General features: G+C 71.5%; 8 protein-coding genes and 11 pseudogenes. 10 read left to right on the top strand and 9 right to left on the bottom strand.

The window, feature by feature from the left end; genetic code table 11:
• Nucleotides 1-699: 699 nt before the first annotated feature.
• Nucleotides 700-1,158: a Clp protease N-terminal domain-containing protein gene (locus tag UK94_RS45945; RefSeq protein WP_235487219.1), complete on the top strand. Its 459-nt coding sequence runs from the start codon at nt 700-702 to the stop codon at nt 1,156-1,158.
• 623 nt (nt 1,159-1,781) lie between these two features.
• On the opposite strand, the gene UK94_RS09610 is transcribed toward UK94_RS45945, so the two are convergent.
• Nucleotides 1,782-2,768, bottom strand: coding sequence for a GGDEF domain-containing protein (locus UK94_RS09610; protein ID WP_313949470.1), 987 nt, complete (start codon nt 2,766-2,768; stop codon nt 1,782-1,784).
• A 1,019-nt stretch (nt 2,769-3,787) separates the two neighbouring features.
• On the opposite strand from UK94_RS09610, the pseudogene UK94_RS45940 reads away from it, so the two are divergent.
• Both UK94_RS45940 and UK94_RS09605 read left to right on the top strand, forming a co-directional pair.
• A pseudogene (locus UK94_RS45940) lies at nt 3,788-3,985 on the top strand (TerD family protein); the annotation flags it as partial.
• Between the two features lies 1 nt (nt 3,986).
• Nucleotides 3,987-5,461: TerD family protein (locus UK94_RS09605; protein WP_235487217.1), on the top strand; the 1,475-nt coding region annotated here is incomplete at its 5' end.
• 1,790 nt (nt 5,462-7,251) lie between these two features.
• Here UK94_RS09605 and UK94_RS45935 read toward each other — a convergent pair.
• The 7 genes and pseudogenes from UK94_RS45935 to UK94_RS45920 all read right to left on the bottom strand — a co-directional run.
• Nucleotides 7,252-8,925, bottom strand: a pseudogene (locus UK94_RS45935) (hypothetical protein); the annotation flags it as partial.
• An 868-nt stretch (nt 8,926-9,793) separates the two neighbouring features.
• On the bottom strand, nt 9,794-10,903 hold the full coding sequence (locus UK94_RS09590; RefSeq protein ID WP_055749528.1) for a hypothetical protein: 1,110 nt from the start codon (nt 10,901-10,903) through the stop codon (nt 9,794-9,796).
• Between the two features lie 804 nt (nt 10,904-11,707).
• Nucleotides 11,708-12,373, bottom strand: a pseudogene (locus UK94_RS09580) (SDR family oxidoreductase); the annotation flags it as partial.
• Nucleotide 12,374: 1 nt separating this feature from the next.
• Nucleotides 12,375-12,472: pseudogene (locus UK94_RS73295) on the bottom strand (short-chain dehydrogenase); the annotation flags it as partial.
• 203 nt (nt 12,473-12,675) lie between these two features.
• Nucleotides 12,676-13,525 (bottom strand): annotated as a pseudogene (locus tag UK94_RS45930) (M20/M25/M40 family metallo-hydrolase); the annotation flags it as partial.
• Between the two features lies 1 nt (nt 13,526).
• Nucleotides 13,527-13,628: pseudogene (locus tag UK94_RS45925) on the bottom strand (hypothetical protein); the annotation flags it as partial.
• 2 nt (nt 13,629-13,630) lie between these two features.
• On the bottom strand, nt 13,631-14,052 hold a 422-nt coding region (locus UK94_RS45920; protein ID WP_235487216.1), incomplete at its 3' end, for a M20/M25/M40 family metallo-hydrolase.
• A 64-nt stretch (nt 14,053-14,116) separates the two neighbouring features.
• Between UK94_RS45920 and UK94_RS45915 the strand changes: the two are divergent.
• The 3 pseudogenes from UK94_RS45915 to UK94_RS09570 form a co-directional block, all read left to right on the top strand.
• A pseudogene (locus UK94_RS45915) lies at nt 14,117-14,272 on the top strand (nucleoside-diphosphate sugar epimerase); the annotation flags it as partial.
• Nucleotide 14,273: 1 nt separating this feature from the next.
• A pseudogene (locus UK94_RS45910) lies at nt 14,274-14,460 on the top strand (nucleoside-diphosphate sugar epimerase); the annotation flags it as partial.
• Between the two features lie 38 nt (nt 14,461-14,498).
• A pseudogene (locus UK94_RS09570) lies at nt 14,499-15,241 on the top strand (nucleoside-diphosphate sugar epimerase); the annotation flags it as partial.
• 21 nt (nt 15,242-15,262) lie between these two features.
• Here UK94_RS09570 and UK94_RS09565 read toward each other — a convergent pair.
• Entirely contained in the window at nt 15,263-15,844 is a 582-nt protein-coding gene (locus tag UK94_RS09565; protein WP_011604387.1) for a hemerythrin domain-containing protein, read from the bottom strand.
• A 482-nt stretch (nt 15,845-16,326) separates the two neighbouring features.
• Here UK94_RS09565 and UK94_RS75930 point away from each other — a divergent pair.
• The 4 genes and pseudogenes from UK94_RS75930 to UK94_RS09555 all read left to right on the top strand — a co-directional run.
• Nucleotides 16,327-16,664, top strand: a pseudogene (locus UK94_RS75930) (amidohydrolase); the annotation flags it as partial.
• A gap of 1 nt (nt 16,665) precedes the next feature.
• Nucleotides 16,666-17,283 (top strand): annotated as a pseudogene (locus tag UK94_RS45895) (amidohydrolase family protein); the annotation flags it as partial.
• A gap of 1 nt (nt 17,284) precedes the next feature.
• The coding region (locus tag UK94_RS45890) for an amidohydrolase family protein (protein WP_235487214.1) at nt 17,285-17,466 on the top strand (182 nt) is incomplete at its 5' end.
• A gap of 322 nt (nt 17,467-17,788) precedes the next feature.
• A complete protein-coding gene (locus UK94_RS09555; protein ID WP_011604385.1) occupies nt 17,789-18,217 on the top strand; it encodes a nitroreductase/quinone reductase family protein in 429 nt (142 codons plus the stop codon).
• Nucleotides 18,218-18,230: the final 13 nt, after the last annotated feature.

Here is an 18,230-nt window from a genome sequence, read left to right as displayed (position 1 = left end):
ACGGGACGGGACGACTGGTCGTCGCGCAGGACCTCCAGGGTGAGGCGCACGGTTGCCCGCGGCTCCGCAGGTGAAGCCGGAGGATTCCGGTNCTCCTTGGCAGACCGGGGATCCGGCATCTCACACCGCGGATCAAGCGTGCGCCAAGGGTTCCTCCGCTCCAGAGGGAACTCACCATGCGGCCATGGACGATCGCGTCACTCCATCCGCACCTCATTCTGCCGGAAGACGAACGATCACCTTAAAGTCAAGCTTGCGGTCTTCCTGTCCGCCGCAGCAGGAAGGTCCACGCTCGGCCTGACCGCCGAACAAGTGAACATATAACGGCCGCACATCAGTTAGAGTGGCCACCGAAGCGACGACAGGACGGCGCATCGGCCGGGAGGNTCGCGGAAGGAGGGTCTGATGCCATCGGTGTTCGCGGGTAGCCGGAAGACACGGAGTATGACTGANCGGGTCACGCTGGTGATTGGGCTGACCCACCAGGAGGCGGTGGAGCTGGGAGTCGAGGAAGCCGACACCGAGCACGTGCTTCTCGGGCTTCTGCGTGAAGGTCACGGGGTCGCGGGGGTCNCCTTGCGGGCCCTGGGTCTCTCGTATGAATCGGTGCGTACGCGGTTCGACCGGAACCCGGGTAGCCCCCATTCACCGTCACGTGAGGTGACGCCCTTCACTCCCCGAGTCAAGGAGGCATTTCGGTTGGCAGCAGCGGAGTCGCAACGAGCTGGTAGCGACCGAATCGAAACCGAACATCTGCTGCTCGCGCTCGCAACCGTGCCACACGGAGTAGCCGCCGACATCCTCGCCGGAGCGGGAGTAGACGAGGGTGCGCTGCGTGCCGAGATCGACCGTATTCTCACGACAGATCCCCCCGGAAGACTGCCCGACCTCGACGATGTGAACCAGGAGATCTCTCGCCTGGAGGACGCAGCCGCGGTCGCGCTCCGAGCGGACGATCTGGATTTGTTTCGAGAACTGACAGAGACGAGGAACTCGGTGGTCGAGCAGATGTTCGACCGTGTCGAACGTTGGCGCGCGAACCTTGACGCATACGCTGTACTCGAACTGGTCGAAGAGCAGCAGCGGCTGCGCGCCGAGGTGCAGAATCTCCGCGTACTGCTTGCCGAAGAAGAATCGGAACCACCTGGCCACAGTTAACCCTGCCGAGTTCGAACCCGACGGGAAACGTATCTTCTCGAGGCCGCAGGACCTGACGGCCCGGTGGCCTCGCGGGTGCGTCGGCCCACTCGGGTCGGCGACGCTTCCAGACGGGCACTCGGGCTGTGTCTCGGCGCTGCGCCGGGTCTTTCGCGCCACCAGCACATTCTTGGCCCTCGAATACCTGAAGTCGGTCATCACGGTGACCATCTGCCGCCATGGGCGTTGAACCGACGGTGCCTCTGTCGATGCGGGATGTCCATCTTCCCGACGAGTGGAACGTGTCTTCGACGGCTTCCACTTCTTCCCCGGCCGGAAGCAGAGGCGGGCCATCGACGATTATCCGAGAGGTCTCCTCACCATGATGTCGAACCTGCGCATGCGGTGCTGGCCGATGCTCGCAGCGCTGATCATCATGGCTCNCCAGGTGCCCTGCGGTACTGGTGCCGACCGCCTGTGGAAGAAGACACGCGATGGGGGCGCGTGGCGTTTCATCAACGACCGCTCTGGCAAGCTGATGAGCGTACCCGGATCGTCCACCACACGCGGGCTNCAGCTCCACCAGTGGGCGGACGGGGGCCACGGCGATCAGCGTTGGACGATCCTTCCCCGGGTCTGACCGGTCATCCTGCCGAGGTCCGAACCGGCACCGCGGCGATGGTCCCCGGGCGAGCTCGCCTGCCAGGCCCGGCCTGGCGGCGGCGGGTCGGCTGGGTGCGCAGGGACTCGTCGAACAGGACGCGGCGGTGGCGGCCCTGGCGCTTGGCGGCGTACATGGCGATGTCGGCGGCGTGCAGGATCTCGCGGGGGTCGGTCAGCCCGGGGCCGGACACGGCGACGCCGACGCTGGAGGTGACCCGCGGACCGCCGCCGGGCGCACGCACGGCGGCGGTCTCGACGATGCGGTCGGCGATGCCGGTGACGGCCTCCACCGAGGTGATTCCCGCGCAGAGCACGGCGAACTCGTCGCCGGCGAGGCGGGCGACGGTGTCGCCGGGACGCACCGCCCGCCGCAACCGCGCCGCCACCTCGCGCAGCACCCAGTCGCCCGCCTGGTGGCCCGCAGAGTCGTTGACCGCCTTGAAGCCGTCGAGATCGACAAAGAGCAGGCCTACCCGATCCCGCCACCCGTCGGCCTCGGCGCGGGCGAGGGCCCGGCCGAGCTGGTCGAGGAACGACACCCGGTTCGGCAGGCCGGTGAGCCCGTCGCGCAGCGCGCGGCGCCGCGCCCGCGCCGCCCGCGCCCGCGCCGCCTCGTGGACGCGCGCCGAGACGACAGCCGTCGAGATCTGACCGGCGACCAGGGAGACGAAGTCACGGTAGCCGCCGTCGAGCGGGAGCCGGTCGCTCAGGCCGGACAGCAACAGGCCGATCGGGTGGCCGTCGCGGCCGTTGGCAAACGGCACCGCCAGCGCCGACCTCGACGGCGGCGAGCCCGATGACGGCGAGGCGGCCGCGAGCACCACCCGGCACCGCGACGCCACCTGGTCCACGATCCGCGCCTGCCCCGACGTCAGCGCCTGGGTCGCCTCGGGGACGGGTCCGCCCGGCGCGAGCGCGGCGCACAGGTCCGCGGCCGCGTCCTCGCCGGCCAGGCCCGACCAGCTCATCAGCCGCGGCGGCAGGCGGGGGCGCCGCTGGTCGCGCAGCAGGATGAGGCAGTACGGCAGGTCGTCGCGCCAACGCCCCGCCACCGCGGCGGCGCGGGTGCACACCGAGCGCTGGTCGCCGCGGAGCGAGGCGACGGCGGCGAGATCGCGCAGGCAGGCGAGGCGACGGGTGTCGATCATCTGCCGGGTCGTCTCCTGCGCGGTCGTCAACGCGCCGACGATCCGCCCGCCGCGTTCGGCGTCACGCACCGGGCCGAAGGAGAAGGTGAAGTAGGTCTCCTCCAGGTAGCCGTGCCGGAACATCAGCAGCCGCTGGTCCTGGGACCAGGTGGCGCCGCCGCCGGACATCACCTGGTCGAGCAGCGGCCGCATGAAGTCCCAGATCTCGGGCCAGACGTCGCGGAACGGCCGGCCGAGGGCATCGGGATGCTTGCGGCCCAGAATGGGAATGGTGGCGTCGTTGTAGAGGTAGGCCAGCTCCGGCCCCCAGGTGACCACCATCGAGAAGCGGGACTCCAGGCACAGNCCGACGCAGGTGCGCAGGCTGGTGCTCCACGTCCCGGGCGGGCCGAGGGACGTGGCCTCCCAGTCCTTGGCCGCCATCAGCCGGCCCATCTCCCCGCCGGACGCGAACGCCGCACCCAGCCCGCCGTCACGCCCCGAGACAGCGTCGACCGAATGNGGAACCCGGGCCGCACCCGCTCGCGTCCTCGACCTCGTTGCCGTCCGACCCCTCCCCTCACCGACCGGTCCCCTCGCCCCGATATAGCCCTCGCCCCCGGCGGCAAACCCAGCCCCGATCCGCCGAGGGCCGGCCCGCGCCGGGGAGGACGGCGCGGCCGCTCGGCGTCAGTTGCTGCCAGAGATTCCCGCTCCGCGGACGGGCGTGGCAGGTAGCGGACGGATCGTGAGCCTCCTGCCACGCATAGTCTGGCAGTTGGCCGCCTGGGTGGCTCCGTCCGGTCGGACGCTGCGCAGCCACCCGCTGGCACGGCGCAGATCTGGGCACGGGGGGATCGATGGGTGCTGTCACGATGCTGCCGAAAGGCGCGAACGCCGTTGTGCCCACCGTGGCGGTCCGGGCGGTGGTGCGTTCCGACTCGGCCCTGCCGCTCGACGTCTGCGCGGTGCTGCTGACCAGCACCGGATCGGTTCGTTCAGACGATGACTTCGTCTTCTTCAACCAGCCGCGGCATCGCAGCGGGGCCGTCGACGTCNCCGCCGACGTGGACGGTGGGACGCTGACCGTGGCGCTCCCGGCGGTCGAACCGGACATCGCCACGGTCGTGCTCGCCGGTTCGGTCGACGTCGGCACGTTCGCCGGCCTCGGCGGGCTGCTCATCCAGGTCGTCGACGACGCGGGCAGGCTCGTCGCGGGGTTCCGCCCGGACTCGACCGAGCCGGTCACCACGATGGTCTTCGGCGAGCTGTACCGGCGCGGATCCGGCTGGAAGTTCCGCACCGTCGGTCAGGGGTGGAGCAGCGGGCTCGCGGGGCTCGCCCGCAGCTACGGCATCTCCGTCGACGAGCCCGACGGACGCGACGAGTCCCCGCAACGGACGGCCCGGCCGGCCGGGCCACCGGTGCCCGCCCCGGCTCCCGACCCGGGACCGGCGCGGCCCGCGGACTGGTACCCCGACCCAGATGCGGCCGGACGGTTGCGCTGGTGGGACGGCGCGGCCTGGACGACGCACAGCCGGCCGCCGATGGTCGACACCGCGACGGCATGCGGCCGCTGCGGAGCCCAGAAGCGCCGCCGCCCGTTCGCCGGCCGCCCGGCGCCGTGCGCCGCCTGCGACGAGGAGATCCGCCGCCTGCTGTGGGACTGGCAGCACAAGGTCACCCAGGTGGTGAGCGCCACCCCCGGTGCCCCCGGTGCACCGGGCCCGGCGGCCCTGGAGGCGCTGTGGGCGGAGCTGCGGTTCCATGCCGTGCCGCGGGCTGCGGGCGAGGCGGTCTTCCGCTCGGCCGGGCTCGGCCATCTCCAGCGGATCGTGACGTTCGCCTTCGGCGACGGGATCATCGAGGACAGCGAGGTCGCGTTCTTCGAGAACGAGGCGCGCCGGCTGGGCCTGCACGACCCGGCCGTCGAGGAGATGCGCTGCTGGCTGCGCCGCGGGCTGGAGCTCTCCCGGATCCGCGGCGGCCAGCTCCCCCGGGTGCACTCCACCACGCTGCACCTCGAGCTCGACGAGTTCGTCCACCTGGACGTCGCCGCGGTCCAGGTCCGCCAGCTCGCCAGCGGTCCCCGCGAGACACCGGGACGGCTCGTCGCGAGCAGCCGCAAGCTGCGCTTCCTCGGCCGCACCGGCGCCGGCAACGAGATCGCCTGGCAGAAGATCGTCGAGGTGACGGCGGGCCACGGCTGCGTCGACATCGCCGCGACGACGAGCCGGGGCGGCGGCAGCTACCGGGTCGACGATCCGGAGTACGTCGCCGCGGTGCTGTCCGGCGCGCTACGGGTCGCCCGGCGCCTGGTGATCGCCCCCGGGGCGCGCGACAGCCGCGCGATCCCCCAGCCGGTCAAGGCCGAGGTCTGGCAGCGCGACGGTGGCGCCTGCGTCCAGTGCCAGGCCACCGAGTACCTGGAGTTCGACCACGTCATCCCGCACAGCCGCGGTGGCGCGACGAGCCTGAACAACCTGCAACTGCTGTGCCGCCGCTGCAATCAGGAAAAAGGCGCCCGCATCTGACCACCGGGCCGTGACCGGCAACGGCCGGCGCACCGTTACGAACCGGAAATCGCTCCTGGTGCCGCCGGCCGTGAGCTCTCTTCGTGGGTGGATCCGAACTACGGATGCCCGGTTCCCCGTCGTGCCCTTTCGACGACCTCCTCGGCGGTGAGCGGGCTGGCGGGATGGTAGCTCAGGCACTGAGGCGTCTGCGTGAGCACGAAGGACATCCCGTCACTGGTGACGAAGAACTGCCCACGTTCCAGCCGACCGATCCGGTCCACGTTANCCCCCTTCGCGCGAGCCATCTCCCGGGCAGCGCTGACATGGGCGGGGCTGTTCAGCTTGCCGAAGAACTGGGTGGTCGCGTTTCCGACGATGCGGCTGTGTACGCCCTTCGGCGCCTGGGTGGCGAAGACCAGGCCGAGTCCGTACTTGCGGGCCTGGGCGGCGAGGGTCAGCGTGCTCGTCAGAGCCGGCGGCCGGCCGCCGGGCGGCGCCAACGTCTGCGCCTCGTCGATCACGTACAGGCCGCCGAGGGGCTTGTCGGTGGCTGGGTGCCGTCTGATCCAGGTGAACAACGCGGTCTGGAGCTGGCTGACGAATCCGGCCCGCTGCAGGTCGTCGCCCAACCCGACCATGCTGATCACCGAGACTCGGGCCCGTTTGCCGGGCGCGGGGGTGAGCAGCACACCCGGATCGGCGGTCTCTCCGACCCCGGCGAACTGTCGGTCGTTGACCATCGCCGCGTCCAGTGCGTCGGCGATGTCGACGGCGGTCTGTTCCGCCTTGTTCTGCTTACTCACGTCCAGCGGAAGGTCGCGCAGGAGCGCGATAAGCGCCGGCAGGCCGCCACCCGGCTGCGCGCCGCCCTGCCGGCCAAAGTGGCGCAGGGCCGCCGTCAGCACGGCCCGGATCTTCCCGGCCCGTGTCGTGGACCCGTCCGCGCCGACACGAGGAGCCAGCTCGCCGACCGCGAGATCGATCGCGGCCTCGAAGGCATCCGGATCGTCCCGTACCGCGGCGAAGTCCGGCAACGGCTGGAAGGCGAGCGGCCGGCCGCGGGTCAGCCCGGGCGTCCACACCACCACGTCCGTGGTCTGCAGGTACTCGTCCGCCCGAGCCGCATCGCCCNCTTCCCAGCCGTCCGGCGGACTCGGCCACCGATCCCCGAGCCGGGCGAGATCGTTGTTGGGATCGAGGACGATGGACGAGACACCCCGTAGCGCACACTCCTCCACCAGTCTGCGTAGCAGTACCGTTTTCCCCGATCCGCTTCCGGCGAACACAACAGCGTGTTTGCGCAGCGTCGCCAGCTCGATCTCGACCGCCGTCTGCTCCCGCAGTGCGACGCCCACGCGCATCGCGGTGGATCGGGTGGAGTCGGTGGACCGGGACGGGACGGAGTCGACCAGGTCGTCAGGCTCGACCGGTCCGTCGTCGCCGTGCCGCGTCACGGGGTCGCTGGGGGGCTCGGCCGTCGTCGCCGCATCGCCCGGCGAGGGATCGCGGCCGGGCCCGCCGTCCGCGGCGGACGGCGTCCCCGGGACGCCGCGGAACACCTCGGCGACGAGCTCCGTCCCGGAAGCCGGACGGCGAGCCGTCAGCCAGTCGTCGAGGTCGGGGTGGCGTTCGGTCAGCATCGTCTGGAGTGCCGAGAAGACCCGCACGTCGTCGGCGGACAGCGGCACAGATCGGCCGCCGCTGTCGATCAGCATCTGGCGCTGGAGTTCGTTCTTCTGCCCGCCTGGCCAGCCATGGTTACGCAGCACGATCAGGGTCCGGTGCGACACCAGCGGACCGATACCGGNCGCGCTACAGGCGTGGCGCAACGCGGCGACGGTGGATCGGGGATCGGTGGCCGCGATGGCCCGGAACGCCCAGTGCTCCTGCTCCTCGGTGTTCCCGTCGAGCAGGCGGCGAAGCCGGGCATGCACATCGGCGCGACGGCCGGACGGGGGATCGACCGAGAGAGCCCGGCCCCCGTCCCCGAGCTCTCTGACCCAGGCGATCAGCCCGGCTGTCAGCAGCGGGGGGACGACGATGTTCTCCAGGCGGTGGTCGTAGACGGTCCGGACGTCGGCCCGCGCGCACAGCTCGGCGAACCTCGCGTCCAGCGACGCAAAGCTGGACAGGTCATCCTTCCCGGGCTGGACCTGCCGCGGCTCCGGCTGCTCGGTGGGGGACGCCCCGCCGTCCCCCACCGATGCGTCCTCGAAGGTGAGCAGTTCGTGGACGGCTTCGGCGCGCAGGCACGCGTCGAGATGGGCGCTGATCCGCTGCAGCAGCACCCGTGGGGTGTGACCGGGTGCCGTGTCGAACGCGTCCGGCGATATCGGCCACGTGGCGTGCGGCGGCGCGAAGCCGACGTCGGCGAAGCACGGAGCAAATCGACGTTCGACCAGGCGGTGGGCGGTGGCGGAGTCGGAGATGGTGTTGAGGACCGGCGCGGTGGTGAACCGGTCCTGGACCGTCTCCACCGCCTGCTCCCGGACACGACGCCAGGATGTGGGCAGACAGGCGATCAGGCACAGGGTGCGGCGGGTCACCTGACGCAACGCCATCAGACCACCGGCGGTCTGCTCGATGAGGGCCGCCGCGGCCGTCTGCGCCGTCGGCGACCCGGCCGGCTGCCCTTCGCCGCTCTGGTCAGGGCCGTTCGCCGACACGGCCTTCGCGGTGTGCTCGATGAACGAGTCGATCTGGTCGACGGCGATCACGCTCGGACCGGTGACCGCCAGGATCCGGCTCAGCTCCGTGACGATGTCCTGCGGGCCCTTGAGCCGTCTGCTCATCCCCCAGGAGTCCCGGTATCGGTATTCCGCCTCCGGTGTGGCCAGGAGGAAGTTGTTTCCTATCGTCACCGCTGCCGACTCCGGCGAGCCGTAGAGCACGAGCGCCCGAAGGGTGTCCGAGCAGACGGTCACGAGCTGCCGGTGCCGGCGCCGCAGACCGTCGAGCAGGGCGTCCAGGTGCACCCGGGTGCACGCGACGTCGCCGGCGATCGCCGCCGTCGTCGGCTCGTCCAGGACCGCTTCGGCGGCGAGCCGTCGCAACAGCTCGGAGAGCTGTGTGGGCGGACCGATCGCCGCCGCTCCCCCGGCCGGGACGACGTCCGACTGCTCGCGCCCCAGGTCCTCCACCATCGCCCTCGCCGTCAGCGGCCAGAATTCGCCGACGACGGAGAAATCGATCAGGAAGAAGTAGCCGCCGCGGCTGTGGACCTGTTGGCGGACCCAGCCGAGAAAATGCGTCTTCCCTGCCCCGCCCTCGCCTTCGACGACCACTCCGACAGGGCTGCCCACGGACTCCGCCGCCGCCGCTTCGAGCCCGTCCAGGACGCAGCGTTCCGCGTCGCGGTGCAGGCCTTCGACGTGGTAGCGGGGCGAGACCCAGACGTGCTCCGACATCGGCGCCCAGTTCAGTCCGGATCGCAGTGTCCGAAGAACCCGGCGCTGCCCGTCGTTCATCTGCCGGGCGGTCATCGCGCCGAGATCGACAACAGGTGCTTGTACTTCCCACCGATCCGGATGGCCGCGTCCCGGTCGGCCTCGGTCAACGATCGCTGGTCGGCCTCGGGCACGATGTGCACGTCCGGACTGCGTTCCATCGTCTGTAGGGTTGCGTCAACCGCTCCGCGAGACAGGCCGGACAGCCGCCCGCGTACGGCGGTGAGCTGCACCCAGTCCCCGGGGGTGGCGGCCAGCAGCCAGTACGCATCCCGGATCCGGGTCTCCAGGTCCGCGACTGCCGGTACCGACCCGCCCTCGATCGCAGCGGCCTCGCCGGTCGGCCCGAACTGNGGAATCGCCTCCAGGCTCACGAAGTCGGCAAGGCTGAGATCGGCCCGGTCGAGAAATCGACGGATCACCGGGAGGACCAGATAGAACGCCCGTCCCAGCGGCTGGGTCCGCGCGGGGGCAGCCGCGGAAAGCTCCTCGTCGCACCATCTCCACCCGGCCTCGGTCAGCTCGTGGTGGAGCAGGCGCCCCTTTTTCACACTGGTCACCAGGCCGAGCTCGTTGACCCGCCGGCGTGGTTCGCCCTCGAGCGGGAGAGCGCCGCGCTCCCGCAGCTCGGCGTTGGACGCCGCACCCCCCAACGCCATCAGGGCGAGGAGTCGTGATTTCTCCGGGGTACCAAGGTCAGGCACTGCCATCGCGTTCTCCTCGACTCTGTCTTCCGTGCCAGGACTTTGTCTNCCGTTCCAGCCGGTCGTTCGGTTGCGATCCCCGACTGTTCGCTTTCACGGCAGCACTGTGAGACCGCCGGGGCCGGCGACCAGTTCCAGGCGCCCCGCCACGGTCGCGAGTTCGCCCTCGGCGCGCACGCGGCTGCCGTCGCGGTGGGCCGCTATGGCCAGGTCGTACGCGGGGCCTTCGGCCAGCCGCACCCACAGCTGTCTCTTATACACATCCGCACGCGGCTGCCGTCGCGGTGGGCCGCTATGGCCAGGTCGTACGCGGGGCCTTCGGCCAGCCGCACCCACAGGGACCGCTGACTGTCGCTGCCTCGGCCCATCACCACCTCGCCCCGCACCTGCACGCGGAACCGGTCGTCCCGGCCGTCATCGAAGAGAGCTCCGATCACACCGGTGACCGCGGCCGAGCCGGTCAGACGCAGTCCCCGTAGATGATTCGCCGCCCGCTTCAGGACGCCCCTGAGATCAGGCGGAAACGCCACCGCCCGCGCCGCGTCCGGTGCCGCAACCCCACGCCCCCAGCGGAAACCGATCTCGAATGGTCGGCTCTCGGCGGCGTCGGCTACCTGGGCCAGGGCAACGCACAGGTTGGCCGACACTCCGGCGGTGACGGTCGCGTCGAAGACCGCCAGGTCGGCGGTGGACCGTGCCGTGCTCGCCGCGTCCCGAGCACTGAGCAGCGCGTCCTGGGCGAGCGTCAGCACCCGACGACCGAAGGGTTCCGCAAGCGGCACGACTCCCGGCGAATCTGCCTCCGCCGAGTTAGATGGACGTCCGAGCGGGACACGGACCGTCAATGCCTCCTCGGCCGCGGGAAAGGGGGCAAGCAGCACCTGAGTCAGCAGGGCACGCACCTCGCGCGGAAAGGGGCCCGCAAATGCGATGTGCGGGCCGGCGAGGGCTGCCCGGGCGGCCGCACCGAGCAGGTCCCGGGCCCCGCTCAGCAAGGTCAGCCCGGTGAGGAGGCCAAGGGCGGCGTCGCCATCCCGGGCCGGAAGGCGGTACCACTGAAGGTCGGTCATCGGGGTCGCGATGTCGGCGGCGACTGCGTCTCGGGGCCGACCCTCGACCGAGGCCAGGACCGCCAGCAACTCCCTGAACCGTGGCTCGGCGTCACCCATGCCGTCGCGGCCGGGTACGAGCACCTCGTGTTGACCATCGTGGGCCCAGATCGATGCGCCCCGCCACGCGCCCGGCTGCCGCGACCATCCGGCGGCGGCGAGATAGCTGAGGATGTCGCGGACCGTCGGCGTCGCGGTCACGACGCCTGAAGGCAGCGGGGGTTATCCGGGGCCGCACAGGCATGCACGAGTCTGCGCAGAGACGNCACGGTCAGCACGTTGCCCACGGGGACACGGATCCGGGGGCCACGCCGGCGGNCCGGCTCGCGCAGCGGGGTTGCGCCGTCGAAGCCATGAAAGTAGGCGAGCCGCCGCAGCAACAAACCGTCGGTGTCAATTCTTGTGTATGAGTCGGAATCCGGAGGCACGATGACGATGACCAGGAAACGGGGCACGACGAACGGGCCGTCGACCAACTTGTTGTACNNGGCCGCATCCAAACCGTCATACACGAGCTCGCCACCGGACACCTGTGGTTTCGACCAAGACTTCACCTGCACTTCGACCGTCGGCGAAGACACCAGGCCGGACCGCCCAGGATAACGAAAGNCCAGGTCGACCCCGTCGAGATCTGGTTCGGGCCGATAGATGAGGAGCCCGGCNGCGGCCGCGAGNGCACGAACGTAGTTCTCGGCGAACGTGCCCTGATGATTCCAGCGGTCCAGCACATCCGCCTCCCCCGAACCGATGGCTGCTGGCGGGAAGCAGCTTACATCGCTGTCCGATCAGACCACCGGCGAACGGAGGACCTTACGGATCCGTGCGACGACCGGTGACAGGTAAACGACTGATTCCATCGCGGCATCTTCGCGTCGGCCNGGTATCTGTGCTGGTCAGCCTGCTCGAAACGGGGAGAACCCAGGTCGTCAGCCGGCCAAGACAATCAGCGGCCGAACACAGAGCGTAACAGACCCGGGTCCGCCACCGACTCGTCGGGGAAGGGCGTCAGCGCATCATCAGGGTGCCGCCGTCGACGGGGAAGATCTGGCCGGTCATGAAGCGGGCGCCGTCGCTGGCGAGGAAGGCGAGGACGGGGACGAAGTCGCGCTGGACGTCGCCGAGCTTCCCGCCGATCGGGATGCTGCGCTGCAGGGTGGCGTCGTGCGCGGCGAGCTGCTCGGCGGTCATCGAGGCGCGGGTCCGCTCGTACATCGGCGTCACGATCGCGGGGGCGACCGCGTTCACGGTGATGCCGTGGCTGGCCCACTCGACGGCCACGGTGCGGGTCCAGGCGACGACGGCACCCTTGCTGGCGGCGTAGGCGGCCTTGTTCGGGTAGCCGAGCACGCCGGCGGCGGAGGCGAAGTTGATGATCTGGCCGCCGTGCTCGCGCAGGTGGGTGAACGCGGCCTGGTTGGTCAGCAGGGTACCGGTGGCGTTGACGGCGAGGATCTTGTTCCAGTGGTCGACGGTGAGCTCGGCGGCGGGCGCGGCGGGGGCGATGCCGGCGGCGTGGATGAGGACGTCCAGGCCGCCGAGGTGCGCGACCGCCTTCGCGAAGGCGGTGTCGACCGAGTCGGGGTCGGTGACGTCGCAGGGGACGAAGCGGGCGCCGGCCTGCGCGGCGATCCGCTCGCCGGGATCGACGGTGATGTCGAGGGAGACGACCTGNGCGCCGAGACCGGGCAGCGACTGCACGAGCCCCGCACCCATGCCGCTGGCCCCGCCCGTGATCACGATGCGCCGCGCGTCAAGCCTGACCGCTGCCATGAAGCCGCCTCCCGCGTCCGTCCACACCGGTAGTCCGGTCACGCGGCCGCCTGGTCCGACGCACGGCCAGCCAGCGACGCATCCCGGACGTTTCCCCTGGACGCTACTCCGCGCACCGTTACGCCCGCACGCGTCGGACACTCCCGCAACACGGGAGGAACGCCTTCCGGACGGCCGATCAGCGGGTCAGCAGTTCAGGTGGATCAGCGGCCCTCGCGCCCGCCGGCGGCCAGGTGGGCGAAGTAGTGGGCGAACATCTTCGTGCCGCCGGCGGCCTGGATCCAGTCGTAGTGCTCGTTCGGCGCGTGGTAGCCGTGGCTGGGCAGGCTGAGGCCGAGCAGGACCACGGGGGCCTTCAGGTACTGGTCCATGGTGAGCACGGCTCCGATCGAGCCGCCCTCGCGGACGAACGCCGGGGTCACGCCGAAGGCGTACTCGACGGCGGCGCGGGCGGCGTCGGCGTGCGGGCCGGTGCGGGGTCCGAGGTAGGCGGGCATCGCCGCCTCGAGCTCGATGCGGGCGTCCGGGTGGCGGCGCTGGATGAAGTCGCGGACCAGGTCGAACACGGCGCGGGGGTCCTGGTGGGGGACGATGCGGCAGCTCAGCTTGACGCCGGCGCGCGGCGGGATGACGGTCTTCACCCCCGGGCCGGTGTAGCCGCCGGTGAAGCCGTGCACCTCGAACGTCGGCTCGCCCATGATCTTCGCGAGCACGGAGCGGACGTCGGTGGTGCGCATCGAGGTCAGGCCGTGCATCGCCATGAAGGTGGCGACGTCGAAGCCGGACGCGACGAAGCTGTCGATCTCGGCGTCGGTCACCGGCGCGGCGGCGTCGGCGAAGCCGGGGATCAGCACCCGCCCGGTCGCCGGGTCGAGGCACTCCGCCACGATCTGGGCGAGTTCGGCCAGCGGGTTGCGGGCCGGGCCGCCGGTGAGGCCGGAGTGGGTGTCGTTGGTACCGGTCTCGATGCTCACCTCGAAGGTGACCAGGCCGCGCAGGCCGTAGTCGATGGCCGGCCGGCCGGCGGCGATCCAGACCGTGTCCGAGACGAGGNCGGAGTCGGTGGCCAGCCGCGGCAGCTCCTGGCGGACGAAGGTCTCGAAGTGGGGGCTGCCGATCTCCTCCTCCAGCTCCCAGACGAAGGCGATGTTGACCGNNAGGTCCTGGACGATGGCGTACTGAGCGGCCTGCAGCGCGGTGAGCGCGGGGCCCTTGTCGTCGGTGCTGCCGCGCCCGGCGTAGCGATCCCCGGAGATGGTGAGGCGGAACGGCTCGGTGTCCCACTGCGCCGGGTCGGCGGGCTGGACGTCGAGGTGGTTGTAGATCGTGACGGTGGGGCAGTCGGAACCGGCGCGGTACTCGCCGTGGACGACGGGATTGCCGGGTGTGGGCACGATCCGCGCGTCGAGGCCGGCGTCGCTCAGCAGCGTGGCGGCGAGGTCGGCCGTGCGCCCGATGTCGGGCTGGTGGGCGGGATCGGCGCTGACGCCGGCAATCCCGACGAGGCGGGTGAGCCGGTCCTCGAACTCGGGGCGGCGGGCGGCGAGGTAGTCGTCGAGCTGAGCGAGAGCGTCGGCCACGACGTGCATCGTACGGACAGGTCCTGGCACGGGTTGATGGGCGCGGGCGGGGCACGGGAACAGGATGCGAGTCGCCATCGTCGGAGCATCCGGCAACATCGGTTATCACCTGGTCCGCGAGCTGGCCACCGACCCGCGGGTCGACGAGGTCGTCGCGATCGCCCGCCGCCCGCCGCCCGGCCCCCCGTCCGCCGAACCCTCTTCCGCCGGTAGGCCGCGGNCCAAGGTGCGCTGGCTGGCGCTCGACGTGGCGCGCCCCGGGGCCTTCGGCGAGCTGGAGAAGGCGTTCCGCGGCTGTGCGTCGGTCGTGCACCTGGCCTGGCTGATCCAGCCCGAGCGGGCGACGGTCGTCACGGAGGCCACGAACGTCGCGGGGAGCGAACGGGTGTTCGCGGCGGCGCTGGCCACNGGGGTGCCGGCGCTGGTGTACGCGTCGTCCGTCGGTNCCTACCGCCCCCGGGAGTCCCCCCGGCCGGTCGACGAGAACTGGCCGACCACGGGGATCGAGACGTCGCCGTACAGCGTCCAGAAGGTCGCCGTGGAACGGCTGCTGGACAGCCTCGAGGCCGATCATCCGGGGATCCGGGTGTCCCGGCTGCGCCCGGCGATCGTGCTGTCCGCCGCCGCCGCGCAGTCGCAGGCCCGGTACTTCCTCGGCCCGCTGGCGCCGCCGGGCCTGCTGCGCCGTCTCGGCGCCGGCGAGGGGCGGCTGCCGGTCGTGCCGGCCGTGCGCGGACTGATGTTCCAGGTGGTCCACTCCCGCGACGCCGCCGTCGCCTTCGCGTCCGCCGCCCTCAGCCCGACGGCCCGCGGCGCCTACAACGTCGCCGCGGACCCGCCGGTCACGCCGCGGACGCTGCCCGACATGCTCGGCGCGCGCGGGATCCCGCTGCCGCCCGCGCTGCTGCGCGCCGCGGTCGGTGCCGCCTACCGGGCCCGGCTGGCGCCGGTGAGCCCCGGCTGGATCGACCTCGCCCGCGGCGCTCCGATCATGGACACCGGGCGGGCCCGCCGGGAGCTGGGCTGGGCCCCCGTCCTGTCCACGAGCACGGTCCTGCGCGACTGGCTCGTCGGCGCCGGCTCGGGCCGGGGTGAGCAGACCCCGGTCCTGCGCGGCGCGGCCGGCTGGCTCGACCATGCCCGCGGCGCGCGGCGCGCCCTGTCCGGCCGCAGCGGTGGGCGGATCTGAGCCCCGCGTCGCCTGGGCGCCCTACCTGCGGCGCAGGGCGTCGCGGGCCCGGTCGACCAGCGACGCGAACGGGCCGACCGCCCACTGCGCGAGGGGGGAGCCCACCGTGCTCGGGTGGGGGTGGGTCGGCGCCAGGCTCTGGACCGCGCGCAGCTGCCGGCCGAGCTTGCGCCGTTCGTCCCGGCTGGTGGCCCCCCGCACGGCCGGGAACTCCTCGAGCTCCTCGCGCTCGGCGTGCTCGGACACCGCCTGCTCGAGTGCCGCGAGCTGCCGGGCGAAGTCCGGGCCGGTGATGTCCAGCTTCTCGAGGGCGGCCAGCACCTTCGCCGCCTGCTTCTCCTCGTGGTTACGGGCCCGCACCACGTCGGGGCCGGCCGACCTGCGCGACACCGGCCGCAGGACCATCTCCTCGCCCGTCTCGTGCGTGGCGAGCAGCGCCCGCAGCTCGTCGAACGCCTTCCTGCGGGGCTCGCCACGCTGCACCCCGACCGCCGCGAACAGGTCGCGGATCCGCGCGTGCTGCGCAAGTAGGAGTCCCACGACGTCGTCCTCGGGCAGCGTCGCCGCCTGCGCGCGTTCCCGCTCCGCCAGATTGCTCGCCATGCCAGGTCTCCTTCTCGCTTCGGGATGAGCCGATCGTTGCCGTCCGATGCGGACGCCGGTCGCTGTGCACGCCGTCCGGGATGAACCGGGGACATCCGGCTGGCCGCCGGCCCGCGACCAGGCCGGCCCGCGACCATGCCGGCCCGCGACCATGCCGGCCCGCGACCATGCCGGCCCGCGACCATGCCGGCCCGCGACCATGGTGGCCCCCGCAGCCGGCCCGGCCTGGGCCGACGGGTCAGCGCTACCCGATCCCGCGGGCACAACACGCCTGGGGTGAGCTGGGTGTGGGCAGCGCGTCGCCGCCGTCGCCGGTCCGCTCCCGCGTCGCGCCTCGGTCACACTGCGACGCGGCCGTCAGATTCCCTCGCGCCAACGGTTGGCGGCCGCCCCTTGCGCGGCTCCTAGAAATGTGACGTACTTGTCAGAAGATCGGGACTTCTCCACGGAGCGGATCGGCCGTTGTCCCCTAGGAGGATCACATGCTGCCCGCCAACGCCCAGATCGTCTCGGTAGACGATCACGTGATCGAGCACCCGCGCGTCTGGCTCGATCGCATGCCCGCGAAGTACCAGGACGTCTGCCCGCGCATCGAACGCGCCGAGGACGGCAACGACTGGTGGATCTACGAGGGCCGCCGGGCCGGCAACTTCGCCCTCAACGCGGTGGCCGGCAAGAGCCCGAAGGACTTCGGGCTCGACCCCCGCAGCTATGACGACATGTTACCGGGCTGCTACCGCATCGCCGACCGCATCCGGGACATGGACGAGGAAGGCATTCACGCCCAGCTCTGCTTCCCGAACTTCGCCGGTTTCGCCGGNAGCGTGCTCGCCGCCTCGCAGGACCTGGCGCTGGCCACCGAGACCGTCCGGGCCTACAACGACTTCATCCTCGACGAGTGGTGCGCCGCCGCGCCCGACCGGCAGATCCCGCTGATGATGGTGCCCTACTGGGACGTCGAGGCCGCCGCCGCCGAGATCCGGCGGACCGCCGCGCTGGGCGCGCGCAGCATCACCTTCCCCGAACTGCCCGACCGCCTCGGCCTGCCGTCCTGGCACACCACCCACTGGGACCCGGTGCTCGCCGCCGCCAGCGAGACCGGCCTGCCGATCTGCCTGCACTTCGGCTCCGGCGGGTCGCCGCAGTGCTCCCCCGAGGCGGCCACGACCAACTTCACCGTCGCGATCTCGCTGTTCGCCCTGAACTCCATGTCGGCGACGTCCGAGCTGCTGCTCTCCCCCGTCTTCCACCGGTTCCCGCAAATCAAGATCGCGCTGTCCGAGGGCGGCATCGGCTGGATGCCCTACATGCTCGAGCGGATCGACTACGTGTGGGAGCGTCACCGCTGGTACAACGACGTCAACACCGAGGTGCGGCCCAGCGAGCTGTTCCGCGACCACATCTACGGGTGCTTCATCGTCGACGAGGCCGGCATCGAGNCACGCCACCGCATCGGCGTCGACAACATCATGTTCGAGAGCGACTACCCGCACTCCGACAGCAACTGGCCGAACACCCGCAAGCTGCTCGCCGAGGCGCTGATCAACGTCCCCGACGACGAGGCCCTGCGGATGGTCGAGACGAACGCGCGGACGCTCTACAACTTCCCCCGCACGTCCTGAGGTCCCCGCACGACGCCGCCTGACGGTTCGCTCGTACCACTCCGAGGCGTGGGACCGGCCACAGCCCACCGGTTCGCCTACCGGTCCCACGTCCGGACGCCCTGGCCACGGCCCTGCCGTCGGCGGCGTGAAGGACGTCCCATCGCGACGGTCCGAGGGCCGGACGTATCCCGGATGTCTGTCCGCGCGGCGAGCGCCATCGGCTTGCGACTCCGCCCGTCGGTGACGGCAACGCGCGCGCCGCGCCCGGTGAACGCGCGCTGCCGGCCCGGCGGCCGATCCCTCCCGCGCGGTTCGCGGCACCAGGAGAAAAGGCGAACCGATGAGCCAGAAAATGTTCAGCACGCAGGAGATCGACGAGTTCGTCGAGGCGTTCCGGGCCAACGGCGGCCGACCCGCCGGCAAGTACACGGGAGCCACCCTGCTCCTGCTGGTCACCGGCGCGGAGGCCGACGGGACGCCCCACGTCAGCCCGCTGAACTTCTACGCCGACGCCGACCGGTACTTCGTCTACGCCGTCAACCCGGGCGTCGACGAGGACCCGCGCTGGCTGCACGACCTGCGCGCGAACCCGCAGGCCACCATCGAGGTCGAGGGCCGGCGGCTGCAGGTCACCGCCACGGAGGTGCACGGCGAGAAGCGCGACGAGATGTACGCCCGGCAGGCCGCCCGCTACCCGCAGTTCACCGAGTTGCAGGCGGCCGTGAGCCGCCTCATCCCCGTCGTCGAGCTCCTGCCCACCGGTTCCTGATCATCCCGTCACG

This window comes from Frankia sp. AvcI1, from assembly GCF_001420875.1.
In the GTDB taxonomy this organism is placed as follows: Bacteria; Actinomycetota; Actinomycetes; order Frankiales; family Frankiaceae; genus Frankia; species Frankia alni.
Note: the sequence above shows the minus strand (reverse complement) of the source record. Positions and strands in the feature narration are given on the sequence as shown.